Origin of the sequence: Pleurocapsa sp. PCC 7327 (assembly GCF_000317025.1) — a bacterium.
Lineage (GTDB): Bacteria > Cyanobacteriota > Cyanobacteriia > Cyanobacteriales > Microcystaceae > Hydrococcus.
On sequence record NC_019689.1, the window covers coordinates 991,484 to 1,005,390 of the forward strand.

Below are 13,907 nucleotides of genomic sequence, written 5' to 3' on the forward strand. Positions count from 1 at the left end.
AGGAAGTGCAATCGACAGAAGAGAAGTTTTTGCAATTTCAGCTAGAAGGAGAAGAATTAGCCCTTCTGCCAGCCGCGATCGCGCCAGAAATTCGCCTAGTTGCAGCCGAGGAAATCTTACCCGTGCCTCATCTTCCCGACTGGGTTTTGGGAATTTATCAGTGGCGCGATGAAATGCTCTGGCTGATCGATCTGAGTTACTTGTTGGGATATGCTCCCCTATCGTGGGAGGGTAAGCATTACGCGATCGTCGTTGAGATCGAAACGCGCTCCCTGGGATTGGTCGTTCCCAGAGTGCATGGTATTGAGGAGTACGACTGGCAACAATTGCACGATCCCTCAGACGAATTATTCTCGCCGGAGTTAATGCCTTTTTTACAGGGATTTTTTCTAAAAAACGGACAAGAAATTCTCAAATTGTTGATTGCAAAGGGAATTTTTCTCGCTTGCTCGCAAAAGCTTATCGAATAGATAAAAAATTTCTCTCGCAGCTTCGTAGTTACGGGAACAGTCAAAAAACGATATTTGTGGTAAATCTACTCTATTGACTCTAATCCAGGCACGCTCGCAGCCAACTGAGGCAGACAATTCAAACGCCGACTCGCATCAAGCATTGACAACACGAGTAAAATCCCTAGCCATTACTGGATCGATACTTGAGGATACCAAGAAGCTTAGAGGACGCACCCATGACAGCTACCCATCAACCAACCCAATTTAGCGAACCCGATCGCAATTTTGATAACCCGCTTGCCTCAAATGGCGCTCAAATTGACGCTCAGACTTCTTTAGCCGCCGTTGCCGCCGTCAAATCCGTTCTAGAAGAGTCCGGCTATTTAGAAAAACCCGAACTCAAAGAACGGATAGCACAAATCGAGCAACTTGCTTATTTTTTTCAAGAAAATTTACAAAAAAAATCATCCGCAGCAAGGGAATGGTTTAAGCCAGAGCGCACGCTCTTAGCAGAAATTATCGATCGCATTCGTAGAGTTCGAGACTTAAACGAGCTACTCGACCTTATCGTTGCTTCTATGCGCGAGAAAATAGAAGCCGATCGCGTTTTTGTCTATCGCTTTAGTTCTGACGAGCGAGGCAACGTCTTGGCAGAGTCGAAGGTTGCGGGTTGGACTCCCTGTCTTGGCGAAGACCTTCCGGCGATCGCCTTTGGCTTGGAGCGAAGAGGAGACTATTTGACTCGGCAAGCTAGCGCGATCGACGCAGCCTCATTCCAACTCACCCCCTATCAAAGACAATTATTAGAACGATTTCAGATAAAATCCAGTTTGAGCTTGCCGATTTTGGTAGAAGGCGAGGTATGGGGCTTATTGACAGTCCAGCAATGCTCGGCAGGACGCGATTGGCAAGCAGCAGAAATCGATCTGCTCCACCAAATCTGTCTGGAACTCACCACTAGCCTGCAACGCGAAGCATTTAGCGCTCGACTGCAAGAGCGAGTCCAAGAAAATCAACTCCTCGCCAAAGTCCTAGAAAAGATCGGCAAAGTCGAGCAGTCCGACGACTTGAACGCCATCTTAAAGACAGCGACGCAAGAAACAAGATTATTGCTAAAAACCGATCGCGTAGCGGTTTATCGCTTCGCGCCCGATTGGAGCGGCGAATTTATTGCCGAATCAGTAGCGAGTGGCTGGGTTCCTCTGGTTGGCACAAATCCCAGATGGGAAGATACTTACTTGCAAGACACCCAAGGCGGTCGCTTTCGCGGCAACGAAATCTATGTTCTCGATGATATCTATAAAGCTGGACTATCGGCCTGTCATTTAGACCTGCTAGAGCAATATCAAGCCAAATCCCATGCGATCGCCCCTATCTTTCAAGGAAAAAACCTCTGGGGATTGCTAGCTGTCTATCAAAACTCCGCTCCCCGAAACTGGCAGGAAACAGAAATCGGCTTTCTCAAACAAATTGCCACTCAGATTAGCACCGCACTGCAACAAGTAGAAACCTTCGAGCAATTGCAAACCCAAACCAACCAGTTGGCAAAGCTTCTAGAACAAGAACAAGCCGTCTCCAGAGTCATCGCTCGCATCCGTCAATCTCTCGATCTCGACACCGTCTTTAATACGACCGCTAGAGAGGCGCGACTGCTTCTAGAAGCCGATCGCGTAGCGGTTTATCGCTTTAATCCCGACTGGAGTGGAGATTTTGTCGCCGAGTCAGTCGCCAGCGGCTGGATGCCGATTATCGGCAGTCAAGCGACACAAAACCTGCTTAGATGGGCAGATCCTTACTTCCAGGAAACTCAAGGCGGTCGCTTTCGCAACAACGAGCCTTTTATCCTCAACGATATTCACAATACCGAGCTGACTCCGTGTCATATCGAAGCATTGGAACAATACGAAGCACAATCATGCATCATCGTCTCAATTTTCCAGGGACAAAAGCTCTGGGGACTGCTAGCCGCCTACCAAAACGACAAACCCAGACAGTGGCAAATGTCTGAGGTAAATTTTTTGGAAAAAATCGCCGCTCGGTTTGGCACCGCACTACAACAAGCAGAAATCCTCCAACAGGTACAAGCTAAATCGGATCGTCTAGCTCAATTGGTCGAGCAAGAGCAAGCCGTTGCCAAAGTCATTGCTCGCATCCGTCAATCGCTCGACCTCGACACCATCTTTAATACAACGACCAAAGAAGTGCGATCGCTGCTGAATGTCGATCGCGTGGCGGTTTATCGCTTTAATCCCGACTGGAGTGGCGAATTTATCGCTGAGTCAGTTACCAGCGGCTGGAGTAAATTAGTCGAGAGGCAGAATCGGATTTCTGGCTTGCAAGAGAGCATTACCGACTGCGCTAGCATACAAAGTTTGATTGCCAGTAGTGGCAACGAGCAAACCAGTCGGACACGGTGGACGGATACCTATTTGCAAGACAATCAAGGCGGTCGCTTGCAAAACAAGGAAGCTTATGTCCGAGAAGATATTTACCAGGCCGGGTTTCCTGCCTGTTATCTCGAAACTTTAGAGCGATACGATATCAAAGCTTATGCAATCGTCCCAGTTTTTCTGGGGCAAAAACTGTGGGGAATGCTGGCAGCGTTTCAAAACTCCGGAACTCGTCCTTGGCAAGAGACAGAAATTAAATTTCTCAAGCAAATTGCCGCTCAGTTCAGCGTTGCTCTGCAACAGGCTGGATATGTCAATACGATTGAGGAACAGTCAAAACAACTCGCCCAAGCGGCAGAACGAGAAAAAAACTTCGTTCGCTTTTTGGTGAAAATCAATCAAAGAATTATCGAGCAAAGCCAGCAAAAACTTGCGCTAGAGAGTTTGCTGAAAACTAGCGCCCAGGAATTGCGCAAGCTACTGAAAGTCGATCGCGTGGCGATTTCCCGTTTTACGCCAGATTGGAATCGGGAATTTATCGCAGAAGACATTAGCGCTGGCTGCGTCAGATTGGCAGGAACAGAAGCTGCCTTGGTAGAAAATCCCGACCTGCAAGACAGTCAAGGCGGTCGCTACCGCGATCGCCAAAACCTCGTCATCGACAATATCGACAGCGCCGAACTGGCCTCGTTCGAGTCGGAGTGGTTCGAGCAACTAGGGATTAAAGCCTGCGCGATCGCACCGATTTTTGAAGGCGAGCAATTGTGGGGATTATTGGAAATTTATCAAAACAACCACACTCGCCAGTGGCAAGAAAGCGAGGTAGATCTACTCGCTCAAGCCAGCGTACAGTTGGGAGTTGCCATCCAGCAAGCCGACTATCTCGAACGGGTACAAGCCCAATCCCAACAATTGGCAACTTCGATAGAAAGAGAAAAAGCTCTCAAAGAACAACTTCAGCAACGGGCTAGTCAACTGTTAGTTTCGGTTTTGCCTGCTTTGACCGGAGACTTGACAGTCCGTGCCCCGATTACAGACGATGAAATCGGCACGATCGCCGACGCCTATAACGAAACCCTGCAATCGCTGCGGAAAATCGTCGTGCAAGTGCAAGCAGTAGCCAAAAAGCTAGCACAAACCGCCCAAGGAAATACGGCAGTGGTTCAAGAATGCGCCGTTCGAATGGGGAAACAGTTTCAAGACCTCAAAGGAGCGCTCGACCAAATTCAGCAAATGGTCAATCTGACCCGAACTGCCGCCGGGAAAGCCAAACAAGTCGAAGCAGCGGTTCGCGAGGCAAATCAAATCCTGCAAAAGGGAGACACGACCATGAACCTGACGGTGGGCAGCATCCTGACAATTCGGGAAACCGTCTCGGAAACTGCCCAGCGAATCAAGCGCCTTAGCGAATCGTCGCAAAAAATTTCCAAGGTAGTACAGTTAATTGGCAACTTTGCCACCCAGACCAACCTGCTGGCAATGAATGCCGCCTTGGAAGCGACAAGAGCTGGAGAAAACGGACGAGGTTTCGCCGTCGTCGCCGAAGAAGTACGATCGCTCTCCCATCAATCCGCCGCCGCCACAACCGAAATAGAAGAATTAGTGGCTCAGATGCAAAGCGAAACCGAGGAAGTTGCCAAAGCCATGGAAACGGGAATCGATCGCGTTCTCGAAGGAACGGGTTTGGTCGATGAAGTCCGCGAAAGTCTCAATGAAATCGTAGCGGCGACAGCCCAGATCGGCAAACAAGTCGAGGATATTCTTCAAGTCGCTCACAAGCAGCACGCGCAAGCTGGAGCGGTGACTGGGGCAATCAAAAACATCTGGGCAATCGCCAATCACAATGCCGAAAAATCGAGGCAAATCGCGGAGGCATTTCAGGTGTTGCTAGCCCTGTCGCAAGACCTCCAAAAGAGTACCGGACAGTTCAAAGTAGGCTAGGAACTTGTGAGAAGTAAATGGCGACAGGTGAGTAGGAGGTTGCCCGATCTCTAATCGCCAACCGCTAGCAAAAATTGCGAATTGTCAATTGTGAATTGCGAATTGATATGACTGCTGACTCGGAAACCCGCGATAGCGCTTACAGACAATTTCTCGAAGAAGCTCCAGAGCTTTTGGGGACGATCGAGCAAAATCTCCTGACCCTGTGCGCCGAGCCAAGGAATCGAAACGTCCATAGCGTCATGCGAGCCATCCATACGCTCAAAGGAGCCGCTTCTACAGTTGGGCTGGAGACAATAGTTGCCCTCGCCCATGCCTTTGAAGATATCGTCCAGAGCTTCTACCATCCCGGCCTGATCGTAGATATAGAATTGTTCTCGATGTTGCTGGCTGGCTTCGATCGCCTGCGCCATTTGGTAACGGCAAAACTGACCGAAGCCGCGCTCGACGAACGCGAGATCGTCAAAGAAGCCAACGACCTATTCGCACAACTGCGGGCAAGATTGGTCAAGTATTACGGGAAGCAAAACTCGCTTCTCACGCCTCCAGAGCAAGGAGAGTTCGATCTCGTTCGAGCCATTTTTGAAGTGGGAGTCCAGAAGCGCCTGGAAGCACTAGGGAAAATCCTGCTCAAAGCCAAGGAAATGGACGAGATAGCGGCTAATCTGCGCTCAGAGCTAGAGCTACTGATAGGATTGGCAGACTCGCTGAATTTGCCGGGATTTGCTCTAATTGCCAAAACCGCCTTGAGAGCCTTGGAAGTTCGTCCTCAAGAAGCCGCGACGATTGCTAAAGTTGCCTTAGACAATTTGCTCCAGGGACAGGAGCAAGTCCTAGCGGGCGATCGCGAACGGGGCGGCGAACCGTCTCCAGAGTTGTTAAAAATGGCAGAAGCGCCGCCCCAAGAGACTCATCAGTCTCAAGCCTCGCCATCGGAGGATATTTGGGAGGAATTGGAACTCGCCCTGGCAGAATTCGAGTCCGAAAAGAGCTTGCCAGCCTCAGATGCCGTCGAGCAGCTAAATTGGGACAGTTTAACCGAGTTAACCGAGAGCTTGGGCGATTCCTCGGAACAAGCCGAACCAGCGCTCTTGCTAGAGCAACTCTGGAACGAGAGCGCGAACGCCCAGCCCGCCTCCGAACCCGAACGGGCAGAAGAATTGGCTCAAAGCCATGCGATCGCCACTCCAGAACCACTGCCAGACCCCCCCGTACCCCAGAGCGTGCGAGTGAAACTAGAAGGCTTGAAGCGCATCGATCGCGCCTTGGGAGAAATCCAAGTTTATAATAACCGCCAATCGTCGGATCGCGATCGACTCCAGCGCATCCTGCAAGACTTAATCGAATCGCAGAAACACCATCAACAGACAATCGAGCGCCTGCGCGATTGGGTTGAAAAAATCGCCAGCAAACGAAAACAGACAGAAGCTTTGCTCGATCCCTCTCGCCTCGCTTACCAACAACGAGACTCCTATAGCGAGCTGGAATCTCTCGCTCGCAGAGCGCTTGTAGAAACGGGGCACCTACAAGCCGCCATGGAATCGCTAGAGCAAATCGCCAACAGCTCTCGGCAAGCATCTCAAAAACAGCACCGTTTGGTATCCGACCTGCAAGACGACCTGATCGAAACTCGCATGGTTCCCCTGGCAGAGGTGCTCGATCGCTTTCGCCAGACAGTCCGACAATTGGAAAACGTTCACCTCAAACCCGTGCGGTTGCAACTGAGCGGAACCAATATTTTAGTGGATAAAGCCATCGCCGAGAAACTCTACACCCCTTTGCTGCACCTGATTCGCAATGCTTTCGACCATGGCATCGAACCGGCTGAAGTGCGCCGACAACACGGAAAATCGGAAGTCGGTCAGATCGAAATTCGCGCCTATCAACAGGGATGGCAAACCGTCATCGAAGTCAAAGATGACGGTCAGGGATTGGACTTCGATCGCATTCGCGATCGCGTCGTCGCCCTCAATCTGTTTGAACCCGAAGCTGCCAGCCAATTATCGACCCAGCAACTGTCAGAGCTGCTGTTCGAGCCGGGATTTTCTACCTCCTCGACAATTAGCAAACTGTCAGGACGCGGCATCGGTTTAGAGACCGTCAAAGCAGAAGTAGAAGCTCTCAATGGGACTTGCACGGTGCGGTCGGAACCCTATCGGGGCACGACCTTCTCCCTGCGATTCCCCATGACGCTAACCATTGTTAAGTTAACGGTCGTGCAAGCCGGAAAAATGCTCTACACCCTGCTCTCGGATACGGTAGAAAAAATCCTGCTCCCCAACGAGCGCCAGCTCGTGCGCTCCCAAGGAAGAAAATTTCTCAGCTACCGTTTGGCGGAAGACCCCATCCTCGTGCCCGTGCATAAACTGTCGGAGCTAATCGCTTATGGGTCGCCCATTGCCCAGAAAGCAAACCGCTCGTCGGCAATTGAAGCCCAAAAACAAGCAAGCGAGCCTCAAAGCTATCTACTTGTGCTTCGCTACGGGGAAAAACTTATCGGTTTAGAAGTCGATCGCGTTTTTGGCGAGCAAAAGACGGCTATCAAACCCCTCGGCAGCGCGATCTCCTCTCCGAATTACGTTTATGGTTGCAGCGTTCTCGATCGCGATCGCCTAGCCCTCGCGATCGACGGTAGCCTTCTCGTCCAGCAAGCTCAAACCTTGGCAAGGCAAAGCATTAGCGACGCTCCTCACTCATATGGCTTCAAAGCCAATCTACAATCAGCCCTACCTCTAAGAGACATGCCATTGCTCGCGCCAGAAACTCCGGTTCGGCAAACAGGTCTGTTGCCCTCGCACTGTGCCATCTTGGTTGTTGACGATTCGATTAGCCAGCGCCAACAAACAGCCTCGCTGCTGCAAAAAGCGGGCTATCGGATCGTGCAAGCGAAAAACGGTCTCGACGCGATCGAACAACTGCAAATGGATCGTCAAAAAATTCAGTTGGTCATTTGCGATATCGAAATGCCACACCTGAATGGCTTTGAGTTCTTAAGCTACTGTCGCCACCGCGAGGAATGGGCAAAGTTGCCCGTTGTGATGTTAGCCAATCGCGGCGGCAGGCAACATCGTAAGATTGCCCTGGGATTGGGCGCGACTGCCTACTTTACCAGACCCTATATAGAATCCGATCTGCTTTCGACAATAGAGAGCGCGATCGCTCGCTCTTGATGAGCTGGCAATGAAGCAGGGAGTGTGGGGGACAAAGGGACAAGGAGACGGGGAGTGTGGGGAGATGGAGAATTCGGAAGTCGGAATTCGGAATTAGAAACAAATTACTACTAACTACTAACCACTAACCACTAACTACTCCCCAATCCAAAATCGAAATTTTTTCCTTGTTATCTTGAATTGAGAACTTTTGCCAAAGCCTCCCGCAGCACTTGAGAATCGGCGCCGGGGAGATGGGCATTTTCGCTGATGTGTCGCTTCCATGCTTTAGAACCCGGTTGTCCGGCAAAGAGTTCGAGCATGTGTCGGCTGATGGCGTGGAGCTTCCAGCCTTTTTTGAGCCAATAATCAATGTAGGGAAGCATAGATTCGACGACTTCGCGACGGGTGGGAGGAGTCACCTTCTCGCCATAAATATCGCGATCGACCGTAGCAAATAGGAAAGGGTTATCGTAAGCAGCACGCCCGATCATGACGGCATCTACCGATTTAAGCTGCTCTCGAACTTCGGCTAGGGTGGTAATTCCGCCATTGATCTCGATAAACAGATGGGGAAACTCTCGCTTGAGACGATGGACGTCCCCGTAGCGCAGCGGGGGCATGGTGCGGTTTTCCTTAGGACTCAAGCCTTGCAGCCATGCTTTGCGGGCGTGTACGGTAAAGCGACGGCAACCCGCCTCCGAAACGATGCGGACGAAGTTAGCCATATCTTCGTAGCGATCGCGATCGTCAATGCCAATGCGATGCTTGACAGTCACGGGCAAATCGACTGCTTTTTGCATGGCTTCAACCGCCCGCGCTACCTTCTCTGGCTGTGCCATCAAACACGCTCCAAAATTCCCTTCCTTAACCCTAGAGCTAGGACAGCCAACATTGAGGTTAATTTCATCGTAACCCCTATCTTCGGCAATCCGAGCGCATTCGGTTAAGTCTTTCGGGTTATCGCCACCGAGTTGCAGAGACAGGGGCTTTTCTTCGGGAGAAAAACCCAAGAGTTTATCGCGATCGCCTCTCAAAATGGCTGCCGTGGTTATCATCTCGGTATAGAGTAGAGTACGGCGAGTAATCTGGCGCATAAAATAGCGAAAATGGCGATCGGTTCGCTCCATCATCGGGGCGACGCTGAGAGGATTGCCGCTGGAGTTTCTTTGTCCGTTATCGTCGAGCATCATGGAATGGACAGTATATGCCACAAGGTCCTAACTTTATCGTCACATTTCTTTATTATTTCGCCACTACAACCCTAATCGTGCTTCTACTCGCATCACAGGGAATGGGAATGAGTTTGGAATCGAGATTTCTCTATCAGTTGGGCACGTTATGCGGATTAGTAGCCGGAATACTCGGAGCCTACTTCAATCGTAGCGCGACCATTTCAATCACTTTTCAAAACCCAAAAGCCTTTAGGAAGCAGTTAGACACAGCCCTCGCCCAAATGGGTTTCGATCGACAAACCCAGCTCGACAATTTCGTTGTCTATGGAAAATCTGCCCTAAAAACGATGTTTGCTGGCAAAATCTTGGTCAAAATCGACGAAAACTCGGCAACAATTATCGGTCGTTCCAGCAATCTCAAGCAGCTCAAGCAGCTTATCTGATAGTTATTTTCTCTGGCGGGGTACTCTTAGACTAGAGAAATACAATTTCCGCGTCAATATCCAGTCAGTTATGTCTACTACTATCGATAAATTAGAGCCTGCTGGCAAAGCCGAGGTTATCCTCTACATGCCTTACTATCCCAAAGATAAACATGCCATCCTGCCCTATGCGCTGACCTTATATTCCAAAGGCTATCTAGAAGGACGGCGCCACATTGAAGGAGGTGAAGGGATTCCTTTTGTTGCTACCTGGTTCGTTTCCAAACTTCCAGCTGAATTGACTCGCTGTCGATTGCAATTTGAGGGACAGGCAGAATTAAGCTATGAGATAACTATCTCCAATTCAGAATTTGTCAATTTTCTAATGGATGCCATCACACTTTTTAAAGAAGGGGGTTCGGCGGATTTTCCCCAAGCCTTTTACCGAAAACTGCTACGTTTTGATGTAGCTGAAGTATAGTGGATCTATCCATGGCTAAGGAGTAAAGACGTGGCAAAATCTGCCAAATATCTTTTGATTGGGTCGATTGAAGCTTGTAGCGGCAAAACGGGAATTATCTTGGCAATTGCCCGTCAGTTACAAGAAAAGGGAGTATCGATCGCTTATGGAAAACCTATAGGAACCTGTTTGAGCGATTTAGCCGCCGAGAACGAAGAAAACGAAGAAGGAGACATACAGGCGATCGCCAATCTGCTGAGGCTATCTGAAAAACAAGTGCGCTCGCCGTTGTTATCCCTCGATGAAAAAACGATCGAACAACGCCTGCAAGGCGAAGATGCTATAGATTATCCTCAGTTGTTAAAACACTACATCCAACAGCTTGAAGGAGATTTAGTTTTTTTGGAGGGAGGGGGAACGCTTTTAGAAGGGAGTATCTTTGGTCTGTCTGTCAAGCAAATGGCTCATAATGCCGATGCTTCCGTGTTATTAGTATCTCGCTACACTTCTCCTCTCGTTACAGATAATCTTTTAGAAGCGAAAAAAGAACTCGGCGATCGCTTGTTAGGAGTTTTAATCAATGATATCTCCAGCGATCGATTAGAAAAGGTACAAAATTGCGTCAAACCGTTTCTAGAGAGACGAGGAATTGCCGTTTTCGGAACGTTACCCAGTAGCAGTTTGTTGCGCAGCGTCAGCGTTAGAGAAATTGCGCGTCAATTAGAGGCTCAAGTCTTGTGCCGTCCGGATCGGTTGGACTTTATGGTAGAAAGTTTAACCATTGGGGCAATGAACGTCAATGCTGCCTTAGAATATTTTCGCCAAGGAAAAAATAAAGCAGTCGTCACGGGCAGCGATCGCACCGACTTGCAACTAGCGGCTTTAGAAACCTCAACCAGTTGTCTCATTCTCACGGGTAACGCACCGCCTCAACCCCTCATTCTCAGTCGCGCCGAAGACTTGGAAATCCCTATTTTGGCCATCGATCTCGATACGTTAACAACGATAGAAATTATCGATCGCGCTTTTGGTCGCGTGCGCCTTCAGGAACCAATTAAAGTCGAATACATTCAGAAATTGATGGCAGAATATTTTGATATGGAGCGATTTCTGAAAGAGTTGGGCATATAGTGTATGGAATCCAGCTTTAATTATTAGCTCGATTAACACTATTTTGGCAATTTTTTGCTATTGCTTCTAGCAGTTGATTCCTCGTAAAAGGTTTAATCAAATAATCGTCGGGATTCAAAACCATGCCCAAACGATAGCCAGTTAAGTCTATTGGCATTGCCGATCGCGATCGCTTTCTGGAAATAAGGGATCTCCTCGAAGGTTAAGATAAAGAGTGATTCTGGATCGTTACGCTTTCCGAGTTTATCAAAAGGTTATGCAAACGCTGGACAGTTCTATACAAGCTACTACGAATTCTGCTCCTGAATTTGACACGGTAATCCACAGACGCAAAACTCGTCCTGTCAAAGTCGGAGATGTCACCATTGGCGGTGGCTATCCGGTCGTGGTGCAGTCTATGATTAACGAAGATACCTTAGACATAGATGGTTCGGTGGCTGCCATTCGCCGCTTACACGAAATTGGCTGCGAGATTGTCCGCGTTACCGTGCCCAGTATGGCTCATGCTAAGGCAATGGCAGAAATCAAAGACAAACTCACCAAAACCTACAAGCCAGTGCCCCTCGTAGCCGACGTTCACCACAATGGCCTGAAAATCGCCCTCGAAGTTGCCAAACACGTCGATAAAGTGCGGGTTAATCCGGGGTTGTATGTCTTTGAAAAGCCAAAAGCCAATCGCACTGAATATACGCAAGCAGAATTTGATGAAATTGGCGAAAAAATTCGAGAAACCCTAGAGCCTCTAGTGATTTCTTTGCGCGAACAAGGAAAAGCGATGCGAATCGGGGTAAATCATGGATCTCTAGCCGAGAGGATGCTATTTACTTACGGCGACACCCCAGAAGGAATGGTAGAGTCTGCCATAGAATTTATCAGAATTTGCGAATCCCTCGATTTCAAGAACCTCGTTATTTCTCTAAAAGCCTCTCGCGTTCCTGTCATGCTAGCTGCCTATCGCTTAATGGTCAAGCGCATGGACGAGTTAGGCATGGACTATCCCCTCCATCTAGGTGTAACCGAAGCGGGAGACGGCGAATATGGTCGGATTAAGTCAACTGCTGGCATTGCTACGCTACTAGCTGAGGGAATTGGAGATACCATTCGCGTCTCTCTTACAGAAGCGCCAGAGAAAGAAATTCCAGTTTGCTACAGCATTCTGCAAGCGCTGGGACTGCGGAAAACTATGGTGGAATACGTGGCTTGTCCGTCCTGCGGTCGTACTTTATTCAACCTAGAAGAAGTCTTGCATCAAGTGCGAGAAGCAACCAAACACCTTACGGGATTAGATATTGCCGTCATGGGATGTATCGTTAACGGTCCCGGAGAAATGGCAGATGCAGACTACGGCTATGTAGGCAAACAAGCCGGATATATTGCTCTCTATCGCGGACGAGAAGAGATCAAACGAGTTCCTCAAGACAATGGGGTGGAGGAATTAATTAATCTCATTAAAGCCGATGGTCGTTGGGTAGATCCTTAGCGATCGCAATTTGCAAGAAGTCTATTGCCAAATCCCTTTCGCTTTCTTTGAGTCGGCGTTGCTAGATCGACAGATAAATTGTTATTAGTCGCGTCCGTTATCAGTAAGCCTCATATGCCGCCAAGAAATAAATTTCTTGGCGTACAGCCCAAGTCCATTAAAACTGAGATCTTGCATCATTTTCAACAACTGCTATTGTAATGAATTTCCTGGCCGAGCAAAAAAGTCTCCTAAAGAAGACCCGATAGAAAATTTCAGTCGATTTTAATCGAGTTGAGCTTTGAGCCTAGAACTAAAGTTCTAGGCGTTGATGCTTAAAGTGGCTAATGCGACTGTTCTGACGGGGAGACAACCACGCTAGACTATACTCTGTATGCGTTTCATAGCTCTTAAACCTTTTTGATAAAATGGCAGCTTATTGAGAGCAGTTTTCATTAACTTTTCGACCCAATGCCAACATATATCCATGGATAACACCCAAGTAGTGCCGTATAATCCCGTCCAAAAGTAACTAGGTCTAGGTCGATTTTGACCTTCAATTTTAAGACGATTAATATCCTCTTGATACCGAGTATTTCTAATATTTAGACCCACTAAAAAACTCGCAGTCTAGGCGCTCGCTATTAAGAAAATTAAATTAGTAAGACGTTGAATATTAGCTTGACTTCCTTCCAAATTATAACCCCCAGATTTACAATCTCGAAACATAGCTTCTATGCCGCCACGAGATGCAAATATTTTTATGACCTCTTCTTGATTCTCTAGATTAGTAAGCAGATACCAAGGGTTAGGTAGTTGTTTATTATTGTATTTTCTTTTTTAATAAATTACTACATTAAATCTATCTTGCTTATTTTCTTCTGTGACTAAAACTTTAGAGTATAAGACTCGCGAGCCGGGTTTAATATCTAAAGAATCAAGAGATTGGTATTTCTTGTATCTAGGTTTAATTTTGGTATTCTTATTTAATCTCAGAATAAAAAATATCTTCTTTTTAGTAAGCCAGAGGACAAAGGCAGTACTTCTATATTCTCTATCACCTATTACTACTAGCTTATACTCTTTTAGTAAACGAAGTATCGGTCTAATTGTAGCTACTTGCTCATAAAAATTGCTGCTACCTTTCTTGGATAAGAGTAACCAATAAATTGGTAATGCTCTTTTTTTCCAAATCACACTTACCATTGAAATATTATTAGTTTTCTATTGTGTGCGATCGATAGTTAGGATTAAGCGCTCTCCCTTTTTGAACTGGCTAGAAATTATCTTTTTTATTAAAGGAAACCAAAGTAATGGCAAGCTTAATC

General features: G+C 48.0%; 10 protein-coding genes. 7 read left to right on the top strand and 3 right to left on the bottom strand.

The features are described from left to right. Nucleotides 1-5: 5 nt before the first annotated feature. From PLE7327_RS04455 to PLE7327_RS04465, 3 genes are all read left to right on the top strand, one after another. Entirely contained in the window at nucleotides 6-470 is a 465-nt protein-coding gene (locus tag PLE7327_RS04455; protein ID WP_015142670.1) for a chemotaxis protein CheW, read from the top strand. A gap of 218 nt (nucleotides 471-688) precedes the next feature. Continuing rightward, entirely contained in the window at nucleotides 689-4,783 is a 4,095-nt protein-coding gene (locus PLE7327_RS04460; RefSeq protein ID WP_015142671.1) for a GAF domain-containing protein, read from the top strand. 107 nt (nucleotides 4,784-4,890) lie between these two features. Next, a complete protein-coding gene (locus PLE7327_RS04465; RefSeq protein WP_015142672.1) occupies nucleotides 4,891-7,953 on the top strand; it encodes a hybrid sensor histidine kinase/response regulator in 3,063 nt (1,020 codons plus the stop codon). Nucleotides 7,954-8,123: 170 nt separating this feature from the next. Here the strand turns inward: PLE7327_RS04465 and dusA are convergent, their stop codons facing one another. Then, a complete protein-coding gene (gene dusA, locus PLE7327_RS04470; protein ID WP_015142673.1) occupies nucleotides 8,124-9,125 on the bottom strand; it encodes a tRNA dihydrouridine(20/20a) synthase DusA in 1,002 nt (333 codons plus the stop codon). A 14-nt stretch (nucleotides 9,126-9,139) separates the two neighbouring features. Here dusA and PLE7327_RS04475 point away from each other — a divergent pair, with 14 nt between their 5' ends. The 3 genes from PLE7327_RS04475 (at nucleotide 9,140) to PLE7327_RS04485 (ending at nucleotide 11,120) form a co-directional block, all read left to right on the top strand. Continuing rightward, nucleotides 9,140-9,550 (top strand): hypothetical protein, encoded by a 411-nt coding sequence (locus PLE7327_RS04475; protein WP_015142674.1) that lies wholly within the window; start codon nucleotides 9,140-9,142, stop codon nucleotides 9,548-9,550. Between the two features lie 70 nt (nucleotides 9,551-9,620). Next, a complete protein-coding gene (gene ebsA, locus PLE7327_RS04480; RefSeq protein ID WP_015142675.1) occupies nucleotides 9,621-10,010 on the top strand; it encodes a type IV pilus biogenesis protein EbsA in 390 nt (129 codons plus the stop codon). A gap of 30 nt (nucleotides 10,011-10,040) precedes the next feature. Continuing rightward, the gene (locus PLE7327_RS04485; protein WP_015142676.1) at nucleotides 10,041-11,120 is read left to right on the top strand and encodes a phosphotransacetylase family protein; all 1,080 of its coding nucleotides are present in this window, start codon (nucleotides 10,041-10,043) and stop codon (nucleotides 11,118-11,120) included. A gap of 16 nt (nucleotides 11,121-11,136) precedes the next feature. Here PLE7327_RS04485 and PLE7327_RS24720 read toward each other — a convergent pair whose 3' ends face one another. Next, nucleotides 11,137-11,277, bottom strand: coding sequence for a hypothetical protein (locus tag PLE7327_RS24720; RefSeq protein ID WP_186005366.1), 141 nt, complete (start codon nucleotides 11,275-11,277; stop codon nucleotides 11,137-11,139). Between the two features lie 99 nt (nucleotides 11,278-11,376). Between PLE7327_RS24720 and ispG the strand changes: the two genes are divergently transcribed. Beyond that, the gene (gene ispG, locus PLE7327_RS04490; protein ID WP_015142677.1) at nucleotides 11,377-12,600 is read left to right on the top strand and encodes a (E)-4-hydroxy-3-methylbut-2-enyl-diphosphate synthase; all 1,224 of its coding nucleotides are present in this window, start codon (nucleotides 11,377-11,379) and stop codon (nucleotides 12,598-12,600) included. Nucleotides 12,601-13,419: 819 nt separating this feature from the next. Here ispG and PLE7327_RS25140 read toward each other — a convergent pair. Beyond that, nucleotides 13,420-13,785 carry a transposase gene (locus tag PLE7327_RS25140; protein ID WP_217523328.1) on the bottom strand — a complete coding sequence of 122 codons (366 nt, stop codon included), beginning with the start codon at nucleotides 13,783-13,785 and terminating at the stop codon, nucleotides 13,420-13,422. Between the last annotated feature and the right edge of the window lie 122 nt (nucleotides 13,786-13,907).

Excerpts from the sequence above, each read along its gene's own strand:
- PLE7327_RS04460 (WP_015142671.1), top strand. The coding sequence starts at position 689 with ATGACAGCTACCCATCAACCAACCCAATTTAGCGAACCCGATCGCAAT.
- PLE7327_RS04465 (WP_015142672.1), top strand. The coding sequence starts at position 4,891 with ATGACTGCTGACTCGGAAACCCGCGATAGCGCTTACAGACAATTTCTC.
- dusA (WP_015142673.1), bottom strand. The coding sequence starts at position 9,125 with ATGATGCTCGACGATAACGGACAAAGAAACTCCAGCGGCAATCCTCTC.
- PLE7327_RS04475 (WP_015142674.1), top strand. The coding sequence starts at position 9,140 with ATGCCACAAGGTCCTAACTTTATCGTCACATTTCTTTATTATTTCGCC.
- ebsA (WP_015142675.1), top strand. The coding sequence starts at position 9,621 with ATGTCTACTACTATCGATAAATTAGAGCCTGCTGGCAAAGCCGAGGTT.
- PLE7327_RS24720 (WP_186005366.1), bottom strand. The coding sequence starts at position 11,277 with ATGCCAATAGACTTAACTGGCTATCGTTTGGGCATGGTTTTGAATCCC.
- ispG (WP_015142677.1), top strand. The coding sequence starts at position 11,377 with ATGCAAACGCTGGACAGTTCTATACAAGCTACTACGAATTCTGCTCCT.
- PLE7327_RS25140 (WP_217523328.1), bottom strand. The coding sequence starts at position 13,785 with ATGGTAAGTGTGATTTGGAAAAAAAGAGCATTACCAATTTATTGGTTA.